The sequence below is a fragment of the Paenarthrobacter sp. A20 genome, assembly GCF_024168825.1.
GTDB lineage: Bacteria > Actinomycetota > Actinomycetes > Actinomycetales > Micrococcaceae > Arthrobacter.
The window spans coordinates 2,935,768-2,957,211 of the sequence record NZ_JALJWH010000001.1; the positions used below are offsets into that span (position 1 = coordinate 2,935,768).

Annotated in this window: 16 protein-coding genes; 7 read left to right on the forward strand and 9 right to left on the reverse strand. The window is 62.8% G+C overall.

Going from position 1 to position 21,444, the window contains the following annotated elements; all coding sequences use genetic code 11:
• Window positions 1-2 precede the first annotated feature (2 nt).
• Window positions 3-902 carry a TIGR01777 family oxidoreductase gene (locus J3D46_RS13645; RefSeq protein ID WP_231343440.1) on the reverse strand — a complete coding sequence of 300 codons (900 nt, stop codon included), beginning with the start codon at window positions 900-902 and terminating at the stop codon, window positions 3-5.
• Between the two features lie 85 nt (window positions 903-987).
• On the opposite strand from J3D46_RS13645, the gene J3D46_RS13650 reads away from it, so the two are divergent.
• Window positions 988-4,518 carry a S41 family peptidase gene (locus tag J3D46_RS13650; protein ID WP_231343441.1) on the forward strand — a complete coding sequence of 1,177 codons (3,531 nt, stop codon included), beginning with the start codon at window positions 988-990 and terminating at the stop codon, window positions 4,516-4,518.
• Window positions 4,519-4,603: 85 nt separating this feature from the next.
• On the opposite strand, the gene J3D46_RS13655 is transcribed toward J3D46_RS13650, so the two are convergent.
• Window positions 4,604-5,032 (reverse strand): OsmC family protein, encoded by a 429-nt coding sequence (locus J3D46_RS13655; protein WP_159709070.1) that lies wholly within the window; start codon window positions 5,030-5,032, stop codon window positions 4,604-4,606.
• Window positions 5,033-5,165: 133 nt separating this feature from the next.
• Between J3D46_RS13655 and J3D46_RS13660 the strand changes: the two genes are divergently transcribed.
• The gene (locus tag J3D46_RS13660) at window positions 5,166-5,549 is read left to right on the forward strand and encodes a VOC family protein (protein WP_231343498.1); all 384 of its coding nucleotides are present in this window, start codon (window positions 5,166-5,168) and stop codon (window positions 5,547-5,549) included.
• A 93-nt stretch (window positions 5,550-5,642) separates the two neighbouring features.
• Here J3D46_RS13660 and J3D46_RS13665 read toward each other — a convergent pair whose 3' ends face one another.
• The 4 genes from J3D46_RS13665 to J3D46_RS13680 all read right to left on the reverse strand — a co-directional run bounded on the left by J3D46_RS13665 (window position 5,643) and on the right by J3D46_RS13680 (window position 11,201).
• Window positions 5,643-5,996, reverse strand: a complete 354-nt coding sequence (locus tag J3D46_RS13665) for a hypothetical protein (protein ID WP_090825484.1) — start codon at window positions 5,994-5,996, stop codon at window positions 5,643-5,645.
• A gap of 136 nt (window positions 5,997-6,132) precedes the next feature.
• Complete coding sequence (gene sucB / locus J3D46_RS13670; protein ID WP_231338992.1) at window positions 6,133-7,884, reverse strand: 2-oxoglutarate dehydrogenase, E2 component, dihydrolipoamide succinyltransferase; 1,752 nt, start codon at window positions 7,882-7,884, stop codon at window positions 6,133-6,135.
• Between the two features lie 113 nt (window positions 7,885-7,997).
• Window positions 7,998-9,380, reverse strand: coding sequence for a dihydrolipoyl dehydrogenase (lpdA, locus tag J3D46_RS13675; RefSeq protein WP_253467719.1), 1,383 nt, complete (start codon window positions 9,378-9,380; stop codon window positions 7,998-8,000).
• A gap of 297 nt (window positions 9,381-9,677) precedes the next feature.
• Window positions 9,678-11,201: a leucyl aminopeptidase gene (locus tag J3D46_RS13680; RefSeq protein WP_231338990.1), complete on the reverse strand. Its 1,524-nt coding sequence runs from the start codon at window positions 11,199-11,201 to the stop codon at window positions 9,678-9,680.
• Window positions 11,202-11,537: 336 nt separating this feature from the next.
• On the opposite strand from J3D46_RS13680, the gene J3D46_RS13685 reads away from it, so the two are divergent.
• The 4 genes from J3D46_RS13685 to J3D46_RS13700 all read left to right on the forward strand — a co-directional run bounded on the left by J3D46_RS13685 (window position 11,538) and on the right by J3D46_RS13700 (window position 16,795).
• A complete protein-coding gene (locus J3D46_RS13685; protein WP_231338989.1) occupies window positions 11,538-12,476 on the forward strand; it encodes a proteasome assembly chaperone family protein in 939 nt (312 codons plus the stop codon).
• Window positions 12,477-12,511: 35 nt separating this feature from the next.
• Window positions 12,512-13,879, forward strand: a complete 1,368-nt coding sequence (locus J3D46_RS13690; RefSeq protein ID WP_231338988.1) for a nitrate/nitrite transporter — start codon at window positions 12,512-12,514, stop codon at window positions 13,877-13,879.
• A 99-nt stretch (window positions 13,880-13,978) separates the two neighbouring features.
• The gene (locus J3D46_RS13695; protein WP_231338987.1) at window positions 13,979-15,238 is read left to right on the forward strand and encodes a DUF4192 domain-containing protein; all 1,260 of its coding nucleotides are present in this window, start codon (window positions 13,979-13,981) and stop codon (window positions 15,236-15,238) included.
• A 243-nt stretch (window positions 15,239-15,481) separates the two neighbouring features.
• The gene (locus tag J3D46_RS13700) at window positions 15,482-16,795 is read left to right on the forward strand and encodes an RNA polymerase sigma factor (RefSeq protein ID WP_231338986.1); all 1,314 of its coding nucleotides are present in this window, start codon (window positions 15,482-15,484) and stop codon (window positions 16,793-16,795) included.
• A 168-nt stretch (window positions 16,796-16,963) separates the two neighbouring features.
• On the opposite strand, the gene J3D46_RS13705 is transcribed toward J3D46_RS13700, so the two are convergent.
• The gene (locus tag J3D46_RS13705; RefSeq protein WP_231338985.1) at window positions 16,964-17,185 is read right to left on the reverse strand and encodes a hypothetical protein; all 222 of its coding nucleotides are present in this window, start codon (window positions 17,183-17,185) and stop codon (window positions 16,964-16,966) included.
• 256 nt (window positions 17,186-17,441) lie between these two features.
• On the opposite strand from J3D46_RS13705, the gene J3D46_RS13710 reads away from it, so the two are divergent.
• The gene (locus J3D46_RS13710) at window positions 17,442-19,550 is read left to right on the forward strand and encodes a type IIA DNA topoisomerase subunit B (protein WP_231338984.1); all 2,109 of its coding nucleotides are present in this window, start codon (window positions 17,442-17,444) and stop codon (window positions 19,548-19,550) included.
• Between the two features lie 394 nt (window positions 19,551-19,944).
• On the opposite strand, the gene J3D46_RS13720 is transcribed toward J3D46_RS13710, so the two are convergent.
• Window positions 19,945-20,931 carry a M56 family metallopeptidase gene (locus J3D46_RS13720; protein WP_231338983.1) on the reverse strand — a complete coding sequence of 329 codons (987 nt, stop codon included), beginning with the start codon at window positions 20,929-20,931 and terminating at the stop codon, window positions 19,945-19,947.
• 5 nt (window positions 20,932-20,936) lie between these two features.
• Window positions 20,937-21,323: a BlaI/MecI/CopY family transcriptional regulator gene (locus J3D46_RS13725; protein WP_011774471.1), complete on the reverse strand. Its 387-nt coding sequence runs from the start codon at window positions 21,321-21,323 to the stop codon at window positions 20,937-20,939.
• Window positions 21,324-21,444 lie beyond the last annotated feature (121 nt).

Here is a 21,444-nt window from a genome sequence, read left to right on the forward strand (position 1 = left end):
GGTCAGCGCGGGGTGTCTTGAGTCAGCCAGGTCATGGCATCAGAGAGCGATGGGTGCTGCCAGTGGAAACCAGCCTCCGCCAGGCGGGAGGGCTCCATTCGCTGGTTGGCCAGAACGAGTTCATCTGCCAGTCGTCCGAGAACCAAACGCAAGGCAGGCCGGGGGACACGGCAGACGGCAGGCCGGTGGAAAGCCTTCGCGAGGCTTGCGACGATCGCGTTGACATCCGCGCTCTCCGGCGCGCAAACATTCACGGGTCCATCGATGTCGGATGTGAGGAGATATGCCAGCGCCCGTGCTTCGTCGGTCAGTGTTATCCAAGGCCAGTACTGGCGCCCGTTCCCAAACGGTCCACCAAGTCCGAGCTTTAGCAAGGGGAGCAGCGGCCCAAGTGCGCCTCCGGAGGTGCTGAGCACCACGCCGGTCCTCGGAGTCACTACCCGCACGCCCGATGGCGCTGTCCTTGCCGTGCGCTCCCACTCAACACACAAACTGCCCAGCACGCCTGCGCCGGGGCCCGAATCCTCGCGCAGAACGCCTTCGCGCGAGGCGCCGTAGTAACCGGACGCGGATTGGCTGACGAAGGTAGCCGGCGGACTGGCAAGACGTCGCATGGCGGCCGTCAGGGTCCCGGTGGCCTGGAGACGGGAATCCCGGAGAACCCGTATCCGCCGTTTGGTCCACGGACGGTCCCCGATGCCGGCACCGGAGAGGTTGACGACGGCATCGGTGTTGTCCAGGACGGCCTCATCGAGTTCTCCCGCCGCCGGGTCCCACGTCCATTCACCAGTGTCCCTGGCAGGTCGCCGTACCAGGCGGATGACGTCATGGCCCTGACCCCGCAGGTGCCCTGACAGTGCAGTTCCAATCATTCCCGACGCTCCGGACATCACGATTCTCATGACCCATCTCACCATGGGCAGCGTGTGTGGCGGAAACGCCTGTCGGTGCGGCTGAGGGTGGGCACCTCTTGACTATGATCGAACAATGACCTCCTCCAGCTACCTCCGTTTCCCGCATGTGCACGGCGATCTGGTCACTTTCGTGGCAGAAGATGACATCTGGATCGCGCCCCTCTCCGGCGGCCGTGCCTGGCGTGTTTCATCGCAGCAACTGCCAGCCAGGAACCCCCGTTTCACTCCCGACGGGAAGCGGCTTGTATGGACGGTGATTGTTGGGACGTCACCGGAGGTCGTGACGGCAGAGGTCGACGGCGGTGGATACAGGCAGTTGACCTACTTTGGACACAGCACCACAAAAGTCAAAGGCTTCACCCCTGCCGGAAACGTGGTGGTCACCAGCGCTTTCCAGCAGGCCGAAAGCCGGCACACGCATGCCTACAGCCTCCCGCTTGACGGCGGTGCCGCCGTCGAACTTCCTTTCGGTCCCGTTGAGGCAGTTGCTTTCGGTCCCGAAATCGGTGATGAGAAGCCCGTGGTCCTGGCCAGCGTCCTTTCCCGCGAGCCGGCATGGTGGAAGCGATACCGTGGCGGCACCGCCGGCAAGCTGTGGATCGACGCCGACGGTAACGGTGAGTTCGACCGATTGGTACCCGAGGTGGATGGCAACGTTACCGACCCGCTGTGGGTCAATGGGCGCATCGCTTTCCTGTCAGACCATGAGGGGTACGGAAACCTCTACTCCGTGCTGCCCGATGGGTCGGGGCTGCGCCGGCACACCGACCATGAGGACTTCTACGTCCGGCACGCCAGCACTGACGGCAGCCGGGTGATTTTCGAATCCGCCGGAGAACTGTGGATGATCCCATCGCTTGACGGTGACGCCGAGGCTGCCAAACTGAACATCACCCTGGGTTCAGCGTCCCCGGCCCGCCGTCCGGCACCGCTCAAGGCCTCTGCGCACCTTGGCGATGTGGTTCCCAACGCCGCTGGCACTGCCAGTGCCGTCGAAGCGCACGGAACCCTCCATTGGCTTCGCCACAAGGACGGTCCTTCACGGGTGGTGGAAGCGACGCCCGGAGTCCGCGCCCGCTTGCCACGTCCGCTCACTGACGGCCGGATCGCTTACGTCGCTGACCACGGCTCCGTTGAAGCCGTGTACATCAAGCGCATCGCTTCGCGTCTTTCCGCAACTGTTGAGGTGCCTGCAAAGGTTGATCCAGAGCCCGCTCCGGCCGGCGACTCAGATCCCTTGCCCAAGCCTGTCTCCGCCTCGAATGTGCTCGGGCAGGGGAGCACGTCGGTGCCGACGACCACCCCCATAAAGCCAGCGGACGGGGGCGCAGCTCCGGAAGGGGACCCAGCCCGCGAAAAATCCGGCGAGGCGGTCGAACCGTCGGCGGACACTGTGAGCGGATCGGCGACACCCACAGGCCTTGTACCAGCGGAAGACACGGGTGACGTCCGCATTGATTTCCCGTCGCCTACGCGTACGAGTGCCCTGGAAGCCAGCCCGGACGGCCGCTGGCTGGCCATTGGCACCGCGTTCGGTGACGTCTTCGTGGCCGATACTGCGGCGGGCACCCTGACCCTGCTGGTCAGCGTTGGTGAGGGCAGCATCGATCAACTGGCGTGGTCCGGTGACTCGCAGTGGCTCGCATGGTCCGAGCCCGTCACTTCCTTTGGCTCGCGGAGCAAACTCCGGATCGCCCGCCCAGGCGAGGCTGAGGCCGGCATCATTGATGTCACGGATGGGCGTTTCTGCGATGAATCGCCGCGGTTCACCCCTGATGGTAAGTTCCTTGCTTTCCTGTCCAACCGAAGCTTCGACCCCGTATATGACGGCCACTCCTTCGACTTGTCCTTCCCGAGCCCGATCAAGCCGTACCTGGTTGCCTTGGCCGCGGACACCCCTTCACCGTTCGGCCCGTCCGTTGACATGCTCGAGGATGTCCCGCCCACCTCGACCAAGTCCGACGACGGCGGCGCACCTGCCGTGCGGGTCGATCCGGACGGCCTTGCGCACCGAGTCATCGCAGTCCCTGTGCCCCAAGGAAATTACACGGAGTTGGCTGTCGGAGTCGGCGCACTCTTGTGGCTCGATACTGAGCTCGCGGGCGTCACCGGTGAAGGCAAAGGCACGCTGCAGGATAAGAAGAGCTCACCATCGTTGGTGCGCTATGACCTGGCAAAGCGTAAGCAAACCACCCTGGTTTCTGCTGTGGACAGATACCGTTTGTCGGGCGACCTGACACGGGTTGTCTACATCCTCGACCAACAGATCACGTCCGTGCCTGCTGACGCCAAGGTGGATGAAGACTCCGGAGACCTTGTGAAGGTGGAACTTAACAGGGTCCGCGTCACCCTTGACCCCGTGGCTGCGTGGGGACAGTCGTTTGATGAGGCGTGGCGCCTCCAGCGGGACTTCTTCTGGACTGCCGACATGGCTGGCCAGGATTGGGACTCCGTGTACAAGCGGTACCGCCCTGTGGTGGATCGCCTCGGTTCCCATGACGACCTGGTGGACCTGCTGTGGGAGATCCATGGCGAGCTGGGGACCTCCCACGCCTACGTTAAGCCGGCCGCAGTGACCGAGCCCGGACGTAACGGCCAGGGCCGGCTTGGCGCTGAGTTGCAACTCGGTAAGCAAGGCTGGGAGATTACACGGATTCTGGCGGGGGAGTCGTCCGACCCCTTGGCTACTTCACCCTTGACGCGTCCCGGAGCGGACGCGAAGGTGGGCGACGTCCTTCTGGCGATTGACGGCGTCGAACTTTCCGCGGCCTTGACACCGGCCATGCAACTGGCGGGCGCTGCAGGCAGGACTGTCGAGCTGACGCTTCTGAACGGTGAAGGACATGGCGAAGCCGCCGGTGAACAGCGTCGAGTGGCCGTGGTACCTGTCCGTGACGAGGAGAGGTTGCGGTACCAGGATTGGGTCAGGGCCAACCGTCGCACGGTACGTGAGGCCTCGGACGGCAAGTTTGGCTACCTCCACGTCCCGGACATGATGGCCAACGGCTGGGCGCAGCTCCACCGCGATCTCGACACCGAAACTGCGCTGGATGGCCTGATCGTGGACGTGCGGCGCAACCGTGGCGGGCATACGTCCCAACTGGTAGCCGAACTGATCGGACGGAAGGTCACCGGATGGAGCATGCCGCGCGGAGAGAAGCCGCGTACGTACCCGCACCATGCGCCGCGGGGCCCTGTGATCATCCTGGCCGACGAATTTGCCGGATCGGACGGTGACATCATCACGCAGGTTTCCAAGCTCAGGGGCATCGGCCCGGTCATCGGTACGCGGACCTGGGGCGGCGTGGTGGGCATCGACAACCGCTTCGCCCTGGCCGACGGTACAGGTGTGACGCAGCCCCGCTACGCCACCTGGTTCAGTGGCGGGATCGGTTGGGACGTTGAAAACCGCGGGGTGGAGCCGGACATCGAAGTGCTCTTCCCACCCCACGCCTACGCTGCAGGAACAGATCCGCAGCTGGAGTACGGGATCGGCGCGCTCAAGGAAATGATCCAGGAACTGCCAACTGATCGTCCGCCCCTGCGTGAGGGCTACCGGAAGGTGCGGCCGGCACCACTGCCCTCGCGTCCGCAAAAGGGTTAGCAGGCGGGTCGGGCACAGAAGAGCCCCGGCATCTTCCCGTGAGGGAAAGTGCCGGGGCTCTTCTGTTGATCAGGCCTTGGTGGTGCTACGCCGCCAGCGTGGCATCCAACGTGATCTCGATGCTGGCCAGTGCGCCGGAAACGGGGCAGCCGGTCTTGGCGTCCTCGGAGATACGACGGAAATCCTCTTCTGAAAGACCCGGAACCTTGGCAGTCATCGTCAGGTGGCTGCCGGTGATGCCGGTGCCGGGAACGAACGTCACATCAGCCTTGGTGTGCACTTCTTCAGCAGTGAAACCTTCACCAGCAAGGGCGTGGCTGAAAGCCATGGAGAAGCATGCGGAGTGGGCAGCTGCAATCAGTTCCTCGGGGCTGGTCTTGCCGCCGGACTGCTCGGTACGGGCCTTCCACGTGACATCGAACGTGCCCAGGCCTGAGCTGTCCAGCGTTGTGTTGCCGGCGCCTTCAATCAGGTTGCCGTTCCAAACCGTGTGTGCGGTGCGTGTTGCTGCCATGTCCACTCCTTGGGGTCGTTGTGAGTCGGCAACCAGCCTTCGGCGGGTGCCACCGGGATCAATCCTATGGACTATGCTGCCGGACCGCACAGCCATTCCGCTGTCAGTGGATTGTGACCCCTAGACTGGCCGAATGGATACCGAAGAACAGGTAATTGGCACGCACGGCCGGGGGCCCAGAATCGCGTCGATCATGATCAACGCGGTCGATGCCGCCCACTTGGCCGCCTTCTGGTCGAAACTGCTGAACATGCCCGTTGCCGCAGAACATGAAGGTTTCATCTGGCTGCGGCCCTCGGAACCCGGCTACCCCCAACTGGCGTTTCAACAGGTCGCCGCGCCCACCGAGGGGCGACGCCGGCTTCACTTGGACCTCCACGACGACGATGCCACGGCTCTGAGGCGAAAGGCTGAGTCGTTGGGAGCTACTTTCGTCGGGGGACATGACATCGCGGATTTCCACTGGGACGTCATGCAGGACCCCGAGGGCAACGAGTTCTGCATCGCTCAGGAGTAGCAATTCCATAAACAGCAGCCGTCCCGCTGTGCATGGATGCACTGCGGGACGGCTGCCGTGGTTCAGGGCAATGTCGAGGGGAAGATACCCGGACTAGTTCCAGAGGGTGGCGATTGCGATGTTCACCAACGCCAGGCCGCCGACACCGTGGGCCAAACCAGTCGAAACTGGTTCGCCGTTCTTTACCTTGCGTGAGCCGATGACGGCAAGGACTGCAACGGCCACGCCGATGGCGAACTTAACGCCAAGCTTGAAGTAGTTGGGGTCGGCGTCCGGCAACAACGGGAACAGCCCCATCATTGCGATGCCCGTCAGGAGCTGAAGGAAAGCGCCGTCGCGCTGACGCGGGTGGACGGTTGGCTCCCTGAGGGTGGCGATCCAGTAGCCCACAATCATGGCTGCGCCGACGATGTGCAAGAACACCAGAATGTTGAAGAGAATACTCATGCCCCCAGCTTATCCAGTTGGTTCTACGTCACGTAGCAAAGCCACGCGCGAGTGGGTACAGCAAAGGGGCAGGCCACCGGTTTTCCCGGTAGCCTGCCCCTTTTGTCCTGTAGGCGCCGCCTACTGAAGCCGAGTCCTAGAGACCAAGGTCAGCTTCGAAAGCACCTTCCTCAAGGCGGGCCTTGAGGGTCTGCAGGAACCGGCCGGCGTCCGCGCCGTCCACCAGGCGGTGGTCATACGTCAGGGACAGGTACATCATGGAGCGGATGGCGATCGAGTCATCGCCATTTTCGTCGGCAACTACGACAGCGCGCTTGACGATCGCGCCGGTCCCGAGGATACCCACCTGCGGCTGGTTGATGATCGGGGTGTCGAACAGTGCGCCAACAGAACCGATGTTGGTGATGCTGAACGTACCGCCGGACAGCTCGTCCGGACCGATCTTGCCGTCGCGGGTACGGCCTGCGACGTCGGCGATCTTGCCGGCGAGGCCCGCAAGGTTCAGGTTACCGGCGTCGGAGATGACGGGAACCAGGAGGCCCTTGTCGGTGTCGACGGCGATCGCCAGGTGTTCGGCGTTGTGGTAGGTGATTTCCTGCTTGGACTCGTCGTAAGCAGCGTTCAGCTTGGGGTGCTGCTTCAGGGCCTCGGCCACAGCCTTGGCGATGAACGGCAGGAAGGTCAGCTTGACACCGTTCTGGGCCTGGAACGAGTTCTTGGCCTTGAGGCGCAGCTTGGCGATCTTGGTCATGTCGACCTCGTGCACCTGCGTCAGCTGGGTGGAGACCTCAAGGGACTCGCGCATGCGGCGGGCGATGACCTGGCGGATACGCGGGGCCTTCTCCGTGGTCCCGCGCAGCGACGATGCGACGACCGGGGCAGCAGCCTTGGCAGCGGGAGCTGCCGCAGGAGCCGATGCAGCGGGGGCTGCGGCGGCCTGCTTGGCTTCGGCAGCGGCCAGGACATCCTGCTTGCGGATGCGGCCACCGACACCGGTGCCGGAGACTGACGCGATGTCCACGCCATGCTGGTTGGCAAGCTTGCGGACCAGGGGAGTGACGTAACCGGATTCCGAAGAACCTTCAGTCGCGGGAGCAGCCGGAGCAGCGGCAGGGGCCGGAGTGGCTGCCGGTGCGGGTGCAGCAGCGGGTGCGGCCGCGGGAGCCGGAGTGGCCGCCGGAGCGGGTGCTGCTGCCGGTGCGGGTGCTGCTGCCGGTGCGGCCGGAGCCTGGGCAGGAGCCGCGGCGGCCTGGGCGGGAGCCGGAGCAGCTGCGCCGGATCCGATCACGGCCAGGACGGAACCAACCTCGGCAGTCTCGTCCTCGTTGACGCGGATTTCCTGCAGGGTCCCGGCAACGGGCGAGGGAATCTCGGTGTCGACTTTGTCCGTGGAGACCTCGAGGAGCGGTTCGTCGACCTCTACGGTGTCGCCAACGGCCTTGAGCCATCGGGTGACGGTTCCTTCGGTAACGCTCTCGCCCAGCGCGGGGAGGGTTACTTCGTGGCCTTCGCCGCCCGAAGCTGCGGGAGCTTCGGGTGCCTGGTTCTCTTCAGCGGCAGGAGCCTCTTCCGCCGGTGCAGCCTGCTCGGCCGGAGCAGCGGGTGCTTCCTCAGCCGGCGCAGCTTCTGCAGCAGGAGCGCCAGAGCCGGAGCCGTCGCCAATGCGGACCAAGGGGGCGCCAACTTCAGCCGTCTCGTCTTCAGCGACGAGGATTTCTTCGATGACGCCTGAGATCGGAGAAGGGATTTCGGTGTCTACTTTGTCGGTTGAAACCTCGAGCAGCGGCTCGTCGATCTCTACCCGGTCACCAACCTGCTTGAGCCAGCGGGTGACGGTTCCTTCGGTGACACTCTCACCGAGGGCGGGCAAGTTAACGGATTCAGACATGTCGTCCCCGTTCTCCTTATTGATCTTTGTGCGGATGAATTCTGCTGGTCCGGGCCGGGTGCATCCGGCAGATTCCGCTGCATGCACCCGACCCGTTTGTCTTGGGTAAAGACTTAGCCGTGGAGCGGCTTGCCCGCGAGGGCGAGGTGGGCTTCGCCCAAAGCTTCGTTCTGGGTGGGGTGGGCGTGGACCAGCTGGGCCACGTCCTCCGGGTATGCTTCCCAGTTCACGATCAGCTGGGCTTCGCCGATCTGCTCGCCGATGCGGGAGCCAATCATGTGGATGCCAACTACGGGGCCATCCTTCTGGCGAACGAGCTTGACGATGCCACCGGTGCCGAGAATGGAGCTCTTGCCGTTACCGGCAAGGTTGTATTCCTGGGTCTGTACCTGGTCGTCGCCAAACTTTTCCTTGGCGGCCTTTTCGGTATAGCCGACCGTGGCGATTTCGGGCTCGCAGTACGTGACCTTGGGGATGTTGATGTCTTCGACGATGGCCGGGTTGAGGCCGGCGATTTCCTCGGCGACGAAGATACCCTGCTGGTAGCCGCGGTGCGCGAGCTGGACGCCCGGGACGATGTCGCCCACTGCGTAGATGTTGCCTACGCCGGTGTGGAGACGCTCGTTGGTGATGACGAAGCCACGGTCGATGGTGATGCCGGCTTCTTCGTAGCCCAGGTTGGCAGTCACGGGGCCGCGGCCAACTGCGACGAGGAGGAGGTCGGCTTCGAACGTCTGGCCGTCAACCAAGGTGACCTTGACGCCGTCGTCGTTCTGCTCGACACCCTGGAAGAAGATGCCGGTGGTGAACTTGATGCCGCGCTTCTTGAACGCACGCTCAAGGTTCTTGACGATCGATGCGTCCTCGTTGGGAACCAAGGAGGGGAGGCCTTCGATGATGGTGACGTCCACGCCGAACGACTTCCAGACGGAAGCAAATTCGACGCCGATGACGCCGCCGCCAAGGACGATCGCGCTCTTGGGGATGTAGTCCATGGTCAGGGCCTGGTCAGAGGTGATGACCTTGCCGCCGATTTCCAGGCCGGGCAGGGAGCGCGAGTAGGAACCCGTAGCAAGGACAATGTTCTTGCCCGTGTAGGGGGTGCCGTTGACGACTACCGTGTTGTTGCCCTGAAGCTTGCCTTCACCCTCGATGACGGTGATGCCCTTGGACTTGATAAGTCCCTGAAGGCCCTTGAACTTACCGGCAATGATGCCGTCCTTGTAAGCGTTCACTGCCGGCATGTCGATGCTGTCGAGCGTGACGTTGACGCCGTACTTGGCGGAATCGCGTGCGTGGTCGGCCAGTTCGGCCGAGTGCAGGAGTGCCTTGGTGGGGATACAACCGTTGTGCAGGCAGGTTCCGCCGAGCTTTGCCTTTTCCACAAGGCCAACGGTGAACCCAAGCTGTACGGCCCGCAGGGCGGTGGCGTAGCCGCCGCTGCCGCCACCGAGTACCAGGATGTCGAATTCTTGCGCAGTTGCCTGATCGGCCACTAAAACGCTCCCTCGCGTGAATGATGACACGGGACTGGTGTCATCTGGTCTTTGGAACTTGTTCTGCCGTGATTATGCCAGCACCTAAGTTCTCTTGCATTTGTGACTATCGAGTTCACCTTAGCGAACCACCTACCCATGCTCCACCCTCTGCGGGCGTTTGTGGAGCGCTTGTGTCGAGACTCACGTTCACTTGTGACATAGCGCTACACGCCGCATAATTCCGGGGTTGTGCGGGCTCCTGCAGGGGTGTCCCGCGGGTGTCCGCACTACCCCGGAAGGGCGTGGGAGTGCCGCTTAGGCAGAAACTGCCAGGAGATCCTCGGCGTAGGCAACCAAGGTACGGACGGTGCATCCGGTTCCCTGCTTGGGGGTGTAGCCGTAGGGGCTCCCGTTGTTGAAGGACGGACCCGCAATATCGACATGGGCCCAAGGGATCTGCTGGCCGTCGCCGTTCTTGCCGACGAATTCGCGCAGGAAAACGGCGGCGGTCATCATGCCGCCGTTGCGCTCACCGATGTTGGCGAGATCGGCCACCTGGGAGTCCAGGCTTGGGCGCAGTTCCTCTGGCAGCGGCATCGGCCAGACCAGCTCGCCGGCCCTGTCTGCCGCGGATTTCAGGGCTGATGTGACTGAGTCGGAACCCATGACGCCAGCCGTGCGCAGTCCCAGCGCAATCAACTGCGCGCCGGTCAGCGTGGCGACGTCAATGATCACATCGGGCTTCTCGAGGCCTGCAGCGACAATACCGTCAGCCATCACCAGGCGGCCTTCGGCGTCCGTGTTCAGGACCTCCACTGTCTTGCCCCCGTAGACGGTCAGGACGTCAGCGGGCCGCTGCGCGGCACCTGATGGCATGTTCTCCGCGATGCAGAGCCATGCGGTTGCCTTGACGGGCAAACCCAGCGAAGCGATGGCCAGGACAGCGTTAAGTACGACGGCGGCACCGGCCATGTCGCTCTTCATGTCACCCATGCCGAGGGCCGGCTTGATGGAAATACCGCCGGTGTCGAACGTGATGCCTTTGCCCACGAGTGCGATCTTCTTCGTGGCCTTTACCGGGGTGTATTCGACCTTGACCAAGCGGGGCTGGCGGGTGGAACCCTTGCCTACGCCGAGGATTCCGCCAAAGCCTTCCTTTTCCAGCCGTTTCTCATCCCATACGGTCACTTTGACCGGCAGGCCCTTGGCGAGTTCCTTGGCGGACTCGGCGAAGGACTCCGGGTAGAGGTGGCTTGGCGGCTGGTTGACCAGGGTACGGGTGGAGTTCACGGCACGGGCCAAGACTGTTGCCCGGTCAAGCGCGGGTTGGGCTGCTTTGGGGTCGACATCCGAGAAAATCAGGGCTTTGGCCACAGGGGCCTTCAGCCCATCCTTGCTGGAACGGTGCTCCGTGTAGGAGTAGGCGCCCATGGCGGCACCTTCAGCAACGGCCGCGACGTCGGCGACTGTCGTCGTCGGGAACGCAAGAGTCACTGAGGAGACGCCGGCCAGTTGCCGGACCGCTGATCCAGCGGCGCGGCGCAGGGCCTCTTCGGTGAGGCTTCCGGCGTCGGACAATTTACCCACGCCCGCCAGGACCAGAATGCCCGAGCCCGTCTCGGGCAGGCCTGGAAGCCGGTGTGCCTGATCTGGGGCGCCGGTGATCCCCAAAAGCTTCAGGGAGCCAGCGACTGACTCGGCCGCTTTAGCGCTCAAGGGGTTCGTGAGCAGCACAGGCCCATCCGCGCCTTGCGCAACTCCAATCACAAGTGCGTCGCTGGGGGACTTTTTCAGGTCCTTGGCGATAATGCCCAGGATGATGTCAGTAGTCTTGACCACGAGGATGTTTCCTCACTTCTCTCTGCTTTTGCATGGCGGGGCCGCATGTTCGGCGGCCAGCCCCGGTACGTGCCCGACGTCCTCTTGCGACGGCGGCCTTGGTCTTCTGGGCCAGCTTCGCACGAGGATGCCGGCCCGTTTCGATCGTAGTCTCTCGAGCGCCGCGGACAGCAATTAAATGAGAGCTGCGGCACATCCGGGGCAGGAATGCCCGTTGGAGGTGCAGCGTTGTACGAATTAGTAGAATCCCGCAGCCAGGACTTTGTGCCCTCATGGTGCTCTTTGCCCGGCTGCCCGGGATCTTCCCTTACTTTGTCATTGCGAAAGGAACACGCCGTGTTTGAACGGATATCCGGCTCCCTCCTGGACCCCGAATCGCTATACGCGCGTAATATCGAGACCTTCCACAGCCCGGAGTTGCGCGGGCTGGACATGGTGATGGGCTTCACGGGCTTTGCCGATGCGGGCCATGTTGTCCGGCAGATCAACGCGGAACTGTTGGAAGAACTTGATGCCGAGGTGGTGGCCATGTTCGATGCCGACCAACTCATTGACTACCGTTCTCGCAGGCCCCACATCAGCTTTGTCGAAGACCATCTGCAGGACTACCAGGCTCCCAAGCTCGGCCTGTACAAGTTGAACGATGGGCTGGGCCAACCGTTTCTGCTGTTGGCCGGGTTCGAACCGGACCTTCAGTGGGAACGTTTCTCGCGTGCCGTCGTCGGAATCGTGGAACATCTCGACGTGAACCTGGTGACGTGGATCCATTCCATCCCGATGCCCGTGCCGCACACGCGGCCCGTCGGAGTCACGGTGCATGGCAACCGGCCCGATCTCATCGAGGGCATTTCCAGCTGGAAGCCCACGGTGGATGTTCCCGCGGCTATTGGCCACATCCTCGAACTCCGGCTCACGGAAGCCGAACGGAATGTTGCTGGCTACGTCATCCACGTGCCCCACTACCTGTCAGAAGCTGAGTACCCTCCGGCAGCCGTAGCCGGCCTGGAGTACCTGGGGGCCGCCACATCGCTGATGCTGCCCACGGACCGACTCCGCGAAGCGGGTAGGGAAGTGGGCCGCCAGATAGCCGAGCAAATCGAGGCGTCGGAAGAAGTGCAGGCGGTGGTCACCAATCTGGAGACGCGCTACGACGAGAAATCCGAAGGCGTTGTCCGCCGCTCCCTGCTGGCAGATGAGAACGATGAACTGCCCAATGCAGAAGACCTTGGCGCCGCCGTTGAGGCCTATCTGGCGCGTAAAGACTCGCCTCAATAAATCATCTTTGATCCGGCGCGGGGCATAATTGGGGGGTGAATGCTCCCCGCGCCTGGCTGATCTGGACGATCGGCGTGCTCGCATACCTGGTGGCCGTGGCGCAACGGACTTCATTTGGCGTGGCCGGATTGGAAGCCACTGAACGCTTCCATGCGAGTGCGGCCGCCATCTCCTTTTTCACGGTGTTGCAGCTCTTGGTTTACGCGGGCCTGCAAATTCCGGTGGGCGTTTTGGTGGACAGGTTCGGCTCCCGCGCGATGATAGCCGGGGGCGCCGTGTTGATGGGGCTTGGCCAGCTACAGCTTGCTTTCGCGGACAGTGTTCCCGGGGGCGTGTTGGGCCGTGTGCTTGTTGGGGCCGGGGACGCGATGACCTTCATCTCTGTGATCCGGCTGGTTCCTTTATGGTTCGCCCCGGCCAAAGTGCCCTTGGTGACGCAGCTCACCGGAATGTGCGGCCAACTGGGACAACTCTTCAGCGTGGTTCCGTTTGCCCTGCTTCTCCACACCGCCGGCTGGACTCCGGCATTCCTGACGCTGGCGTCCATGTCCGTGGTGGCCGTGGTGTTGGTCCTGGCACTGCTGCGGGATGCGCCTCCAGGGCACCCGCCAAAGGAAGCCGGCCAGGGCCTGAGGGCTACGGGTGTCTCGCTGTCACGTGCTTGGAAACAACCGGGAACCCGGCTGGGCTTATGGAGCCATTTCACAGTGCAGTTCAGCGGGAACCTCTTCGCGATGACCTGGGGCTACCCGTTCCTCCTGTCAGCGCAGGGCCTGGATGCCGGGACAGTTTCAGCCCTGATGGCACTGTTCGTGGCCACCGCCATCATTGCCGGTCCTGGCTTTGGCCGCTTTGTATCAAAGCATCCGATGCGACGGTCTGCGATGGTCCTCCTCATCACTTTGGCCACGGCATTGGCGTGGGCGGCTGTGCTCCTCCTCCCGGACCGCGCCCCGCTGTGGATGCTGGTGATCCTGGTGGTGGTGCTGGCTGTAGGCGGGCCCGGGTCCATGATCGGTTTCGATTTCGCCCGGACGTTCAATCCGTCGCACAGAATCGGGACAGCAACCGGCATCGTCAACGTGGGTGGCTTCATTGCGGCCCTTGTTGCGATCTATCTCATCGGCTTGGTTCTGGATCTCTTGAACGCCAGCGGTTTCTCCGGTGGCGATTTGTATGGACTTGCGCCTTTCCGCATAGCCCTCAGCGTGCAGTTCATCCTCCTCGGCCTCGGTACCGTCCTTATCCTCGTGACACGGCGCCAGGTCCGGCGGCAGATGGCTGCGCAGGGAATCCATGTTCCTCCCTTGGCGGCGACCCTCGCCAAGCAACGCCGCGAGCGGATAGAGCGGCGCCGCTCTGCGCGTGCAGATGCCATCGAGGACCGGCGCGGCGGCCGTTAGCCTGCACGACACCACGTCCAGGGACTTTCTCCCGGTGCTTTTTCCACATAGGCAGGATGGTCCCTGTTTGGCCCGGCCGCACCTAAGCAGGCTGGAAGCATGACCACCAACGAAACACTCAGCATCCACCAACCCGAAGACATCCTTGGCTACATCCCGCACACGCTGGGCTATTGGCCGGAAGACAGCTTGGTCGCCATCACCATGCAGGGAAATGTTCTGGGCGCGACGCTTCGCGTTGATCTCCCGTTCCGAACAACGGCTCAGGCCCTGGCCTGCTTTGCCGTACAGATCCGCAGGTACCTGGAGGCGGATGAGGAGGCCGACGGCGTAGTGCTTGCGGTCTACACCGATGCCGGCTGGGAGGACGGCGATGTGGTCCACCGCATGATGCCCATGCTCAAAGCATTGCAGGAGGACTTGGAGCGGGTTGGCATGCCCATGCGGGATGCGTGGCTTGTCGGGTCCGAGTACTGGCGCAGCGCTTACTGTTCGGATGAAGGGTGCTGTCCGCTGCCAGGACTTCCGGTGGCCCGCATTAAGGACAGCCGGTTGAGTGCTGAGTTGGTGTACCGGGGAAGCGCTCTTGGGCCGTCGCCAAAGGGCAAGCCCGGAATACCCAAGCTCACCAGGACCGGAGCGCTTGATCCCCTGGTGCTTGAGGCGGAGTCCCGATACGGAGAGCGAATTCTCGGCATGTGGCGCAGTGAAGGCTGCCTGGAGGCCGTCCTTACCGTGTGGAAGCATGTTCTGGACGTGGCCGGCCCAAACGGGCCGTTGCATCCTGGACCGGATGCTGAGCTCATGGGGTTCCTCAGGACAACCCTGAAGGTCCCTGCCTGGCGGGACGCAGTGGTGGTCATGGCGGCCGCCGGTATTGAATCGGCAAGATCCGGTGCGCATGCCTTCGGACTGTTCACTGCTGATGACACTGATGCGACGGTGTTCGATCCCCGCGAACTGGGCGTGGCGACCCATGGAGTCGCCCCTCCAGTTCCAGGGCCTGAGGATTCCAACGCGCCGGGAAATGTGTTCACCTATGGAGACATCTTATTGGGGATGCAGCCGGACAAGCCGTCCTGGAACCATCTTGATCAACTGCAGCAGGTCCTCGCCGGGCTGTGCGTGGAAGGGGAATCAGGGGAGGTGGCGGCAGCGGCCTTCACCCTTCAGGGCTGGATTTCCTGGTGTAAGGGAAGCGGTTCCATGGCCCATGCCTCCCTTATCCAGGCGGAGGCTGCCCAACCGGGCTACCGCCTGGCCGGACTCCTCATGGAAGTCCTGGGCCGGGGCGCGGTCTGTCCCTGGGCCCGACAGCCCGGCTCTGCATGGCGGGGCTACAAGGACGCCAACGCATAGCCGTTCCGCAGTAATCAGGCGTGGGTTTCGCAAAACCGTGAGACAATGGATGCCGAGACCCGGTTGGGTCCGCGTTCGAATGCCTGCATTGGCCCGGAAACGGGAACAATACAGTGTCGTCGGGAGTTCTACATAGTGGCTCTGCAGACGGCGATCGCATTTGAAATTGATCGCGGACTTGACAGGGTCATAGTGGTGTTGCCCGTATGGTGATTCCACAGACCGCCGCTAGAAAGGTTTTCTGTGACCCCGTCTTCCGTCGAGAAGGAACCCGCCGCCCAGGCCGAATTGTCCGCTGAGGAAAAGAAGGCGGCCACAACGGCAAAGCGCGCAGCGACACGTGCTGCCAACAAGGCCTCAGAGGGCGACTCTGACAAGCCGGCACCCAAGAAGCGTGGACCCAAGCCCGGCGCGAAGGCCGCTGCTGAAGCCGCGAACACTTCCTCTGGCTCCGACGCCGAGGATGCCAATGCCGAGGACGAAGACTTTGATCCCGCAGCAGCGGAGGAAGTCGAAGTCGGTGAAGACGACGCCGAGGAAGGTGCCGCTGCCGCAAAGGACAAGCCGGCTCCTTCCGGATCGGGATTCGTCTACTCCGATGCCGACGACGACGACGCCCCGGTCCAGCAGGTCATGTCTGCGGGCGCCACGGCCGATCCCGTCAAGGACTACTTGAAGCAGATCGGTAAGGTTGCCCTGCTGAATGCCGAGCAGGAAGTCGACCTCGCGCTCCGTATTGAAGCCGGCCTCTTTGCAGAGGAAAAGATCAACGCTGATGACGGATCCATGGATCCCAAGCTCAAGCGTGAACTTGAATTCGTCATCCACGACGGTAAGCGTGCCAAGAACCACCTGCTCGAAGCCAACCTTCGCCTTGTGGTATCTCTGGCCAAGCGCTACACGGGCCGTGGCATGCTCTTCCTGGACCTGATCCAGGAAGGCAATCTGGGCCTTATCCGTGCGGTGGAGAAATTCGACTACACCAAGGGATTCAAGTTCTCCACGTATGCAACGTGGTGGATCCGCCAGGCCATTACCCGTGCCATGGCTGACCAGGCCCGTACCATCCGTATTCCGGTCCACATGGTGGAAGTCATCAACAAGCTGGCGCGTGTCCAGCGGCAGATGCTTCAGGACCTCGGCCGCGAACCAACGCCGGAAGAGCTGGCGTTGGAGCTGGACATGACGCCTGAGAAGGTTGTTGAGGTCCAGAAGTACGGCCGTGAGCCGATTTCCCTCCACACCCCGCTTGGCGAGGATGGTGACTCGGAGTTCGGCGATCTTATCGAGGACTCGGAAGCTGTTGTTCCCGCTGACGCAGTCAGCTTCACGCTGCTCCAGGAGCAGCTGCACTCCGTTCTGGACACGCTGTCCGAGCGCGAAGCTGGAGTTGTTGCGATGCGCTTCGGCCTGACCGATGGACAGCCGAAGACTTTAGACGAAATCGGCAAGGTCTACGGAGTGACGCGTGAGCGCATCCGCCAGATCGAATCCAAGACCATGTCCAAGCTGCGGCACCCGTCCCGCTCGCAGGTCCTCAGGGACTACCTGGACTAGAATTCCAGCACGTACATGCGGCCCAGTCGGACTTCCGGCTGGGCCGTTTTGTTGTGCCAGGTTCGCGCGCCGGGTAGGCCTGTTCAATGCAATGAGGCTCCTCCCGGTTGGGAGGAGCCTCATCACCTGCTCAAAGTGGTTTTCCGGACAGTGCCCGGATTGCCCTGCCTAGTCGGCGGGGACGGTAGCCTTCTCGTTGAGGCGCTCGGTCTCATCGTGCCAGTCGGAAGTCATGGGCCGAAGCGTGGCTTCAACTGCACGTGCGTGGTGGCCGCAGAAGAGCAGCTCACCGCCGGAGGACTCGAGTACAACGCGGACGTACGCTTGGGCTCCGCAACGATCACAGCGGTCAGCTGCGTTCAGCGTGCGGTCTGCAACTGCTGTTGTCATGTCGGCCTCCTTAGTAGTTCTGTACATCCATATAACCAGCATTCGATGCAGATCCATGGCAAGGATGGGTCACTTTCGCTGTCCGCGTATCACATGTGCGTAACGTAACCATGCAGGTTGCGCTCCTGCGGGAGTGGCAACCAGTGCCGGGCGGCCTTCGCGGCTAGCCTAGTATGGGCAGTGTTTGCCTTGAATTACCAGCAAGATCACGGCTGGGAAACACCCCTGAGATATACCCCGAAGGAGCACACCGCGAGTGGCACCGAGTTCTGAATACAACGCCCGGCACCTGTCTGTCCTTGAAGGCCTGGAAGCCGTCCGCAAGCGCCCGGGCATGTACATCGGCTCCACCGACTCCCGCGGCCTCATGCACTGCCTATGGGAAATTATCGATAATGCCGTTGATGAAGCCTTGGCGGGCTTCGGTCACGACATCAAGGTGATCCTGCATGCAGACAATTCCGTGGAAATCCATGACGACGGCCGTGGCATTCCCGTGGACGTTGAACCCAAAACGGGCCTCTCCGGCGTCGAAGTTGTCTTCACCAAGCTTCACGCCGGCGGCAAGTTCGGCGGCGGCTCCTATACGGCGTCGGGCGGCCTGCACGGCGTCGGCGCCTCAGTGGTGAACGCGCTCTCGAGCCGTCTGGATGTCCAGGTGGATCGCGGAAGCAAGACCTACCAAATGTCATTCCGCCGGGGTGAGCCCGGCCGGTTCGTGGATTCAGGGTCCAAACCGGGACCTGAGGCAAAGTTTGAGCCGTTCGTTGAAAACTCGGTGCTTGACGTTGTGGGCAAGGCCAAGCGTGGTGTGACGGGAACCCGCGTTCGCTATTGGGCTGACCGGCAAATCTTCACGCCTGACGCGAAATTCTCGTACGACGACCTGGCGGCACGTGCCCGCCAGACCTCCTTCCTGGTGCCCGGACTGAAAATCACGGTCCGTGACGAACGCAAGCTTGCTGGAACTCCGGGGGAGCACGGCGCGCATGAAGAAGTGTTCCACCACGACGGCGGCATCAGCGAGTTCGTAGAATTCCTGGCCGCCGACGCGGGAGTGACGGACGTTTGGCGTCTTCACGGTTCTGGAAAGTTCAAGGAAACCGTTCCGGTCCTGGACGAAAACGGGCACAGCAAGATCGCCGAAGTCGAACGCGACTGCGAGGTGGACATCGCCCTGCGTTGGGGTATTGGCTACGAAACCACCATGCGAAGCTTCGTCAACATCATCGCCACACCCAAGGGCGGCACCCACCAGTCCGGCTTTGAGGCCGCCCTGCTCAAGACGTTCCGTAAGGCCGTGGAGACGAATGCCCGCAAGCTGAAGGCCGGCAACGACAAAATCGAGAAGGACGACATCCTTGCAGGTCTGACGACCGTTCTGACAGTCCGTCTTGCGGAACCCCAGTTCGAGGGGCAGACCAAGGAGATCCTGGGCACGTCGGCGGTTCGTGCCATTGTGGCCAAGGTGGTTGAAAAGGAGATCACTGCACGCCTGAATTCGGCCAACCGCAACGACAAAGCCCAGTCCGCGCTCCTTCTGGAGAAGATGGTCAGCGAGATGAAATCGCGCATCTCGGCCCGTGTGCACAAGGAAACCCAGCGACGCAAAAACGCGTTGGAAACCTCCTCGATGCCCACTAAGCTAGCCGACTGCCGAACCGACGATGTTGCCCGCTCCGAGCTGTTCATCGTTGAGGGTGACTCCGCGCTGGGTACCGCCAAGCTTGCGCGCTCCTCCGACTTCCAGGCGCTGCTTCCCATCCGTGGCAAGATCCTCAACGTCCAGAAGGCCTCCGTGGGAGACATGCTCTCCAACGCAGAGTGTGCCGCGCTCATTCAGGTGGTTGGTGCCGGTTCGGGACGCAGCTTCGATATTGACGCGGCAAGGTATGGCAAGGTCATCCTCATGACAGACGCCGACGTCGACGGCGCGCACATCCGTACTTTGCTGCTGACCCTGTTCTTCCGCTACATGCGGCCGATGGTTGAGGCCGGCCGCGTCTTTGCAGCTGTGCCGCCCCTGCATCGGGTGGAAGTGATCAACCCGGGCCAGAAGGCCAACGAGATGATTTACACCTACTCCGAGGCCGAGCTCCACGTCCTTCTTGCCAACCTCGCCAAGGAAGGCAAGCGTTACAAGGAGCCCATCCAGCGCTATAAGGGCCTGGGCGAAATGGATGCCCAGCAATTGGCTGAGACAACCATGGATCCGCGGCATCGGACCCTGCGGAAGGTGGGGATTGAAAGCGCGCAGCGGGCGGAGGAAGTCTTCGACCTTCTGATGGGTTCGGACGTGGCGCCCCGCAAGGAGTTCATCATCGCCGGTGCTGCCACCTTGGACCGGGAGCGTATCGACGCCTAATGCCGGGGCGGCGCGGGAACAGCCTGACGGGTTGGGGCGGTCCGGGAGGAAGGGGCGGCAGACGCCGCCGCTCCGACCACCAACGCCAAAGCGCCGGGTCCCCAGGGCAGTCCCGCGGCAACGGCAACTCCCCCAGAAGCGGGCCGCCGGCGTCGCCGAGTTCACGTCCCAGTTCGGCGGAGCCCATGGTCCTCCCAAGCCGTTCCGGAGGTGTTGAACCCGCCAGGCGGGCAAACGCAAGGGGTGTTGCCACGCCGATGCCCAAACCGATGAGGACGGCGGCACAGTAGATCCACCCGGCTCCCGGCAGGATGCCGGCCGTCGGTGTTCCGACTGCAATGGCAAGCAGGCCGGGGAAGCAGCTTCCCGTGTGGCTCGCTGCGCGGTCACTTAGCTAGCCCAACAATCCCGGCACGATCAACAATGCCGTTGGTACTGCGAGCAGGAGCGCCGAAGCCGCCAGGACCAGCACGCGGAGGCCCTTGGTGAGTGGAGGCTGCGGCGAGAGTAGTCGGCTGACGCGTGACGCCGTCGTTCGTGGCGAGTCGGCACCGCCGGTGGCGCTGACTGTATTGCCTTCGACGACGGCACCCCCGGCGTTGAGCGCCGGGGCTCCGATGGCCGGCTGCGAGTTTCCGCTGGCGACGATCGCGATGGCCTTGATCAGTGTGCCCTTGCTTTCGGTGCGGAGCGCGACGTCATCGGCCAGCATCTCGATCAGCGAGTTCACGGCCGTCTGGGCCAGCCTCGTGGTGGGGAACCAGGGCAGGGCCTGCCGCCATGCGGCGAAAGCCCAGAGCAGGAGGTCATGGCGCTGGGAAAGATGGGCGTTCTCATGAATGAGCACAGCCCTGAGTTCTGCGGGTTCGAGGGCGGCCATGAGGCCGTCGGACAATACCGTTACGGATCGGGCGCCTCCGGGCAGGCAGTAGGCCACGGGGGAGTCGTGGTTGATCACCACAGTCCCTGGGCCGTCGTCGGAGGGTGAGGCAAGCAGGGCAAGAAGCTCACGGTGCCGCCGCCGTTGGCGCTCGATTTTGTAGTAGGTCAGCAGCAGGGTGAAGACCAGATGCGCGGTGAGCAGGGCCGCCGCGGACAATGCGAACAGGTGCCAGAATCCCAGCGCCGTAGTGGGTTCGTTGTTGAAAACCATCCCGGCCAGGCTCTTGAGTCCTGCAATGAGGTTCTCGCCGATGGGTTCGAGGCCATAGACGAGCATGGCGCCAATCATGGACAAGCCACCGGCAAGGGCTATCGCCTGCCACAGGACCATGGCCGTGAAGGGGGATCGTGCCGGCCACTGCGCGCGCGAAAGCAAAACAGGTACCGGCCACGCCAGAATCAATGCCAGGACCGCAAGCAGGTATGAGGTCCAGAACATAGTGGCTAATTGTAGCCGAGCAGTTTGCGCAGGGTAGCGGCTTCACTTTCGGTGACGGAACCAATGAAACGGGCCAGTACGGCCTCGCGGTCCGGGGCGGAGCCCAGGACTTCGTGCATCAGCTCGGCGGTGTGGTCTGCGCGGCTGGAAACTGCCTGGTAGCGGTGCGGACGCGTTCCACGTTCGCGCTCCACCAGGCCCTTCTTCTCCAGGCGTGAAAGTACAGTCAGGACCGTGGTCACGGCCAGATCCTTGCCTTGATGACCCGCGGTGCCGTCGCCGGCTTCGGAATCCTGCGCCAGAAGATCACGCAGTGTATTGGCGGTTGCAGCCTCCTGGCCTGCCCAGAGCAGATCCATCACTGCCCGTTCCAGTTCCCCAAGACTTGCCATTTATACGTCCCTACCTTCCGCTTCCCGGTGCAGGGTGGCTGCTGCCGGGAGCGATGATCCAACATTCCACAATAAATCTACCGCTTTTCAGACCTTCATTCTACGTGAGGTAGAACTATCG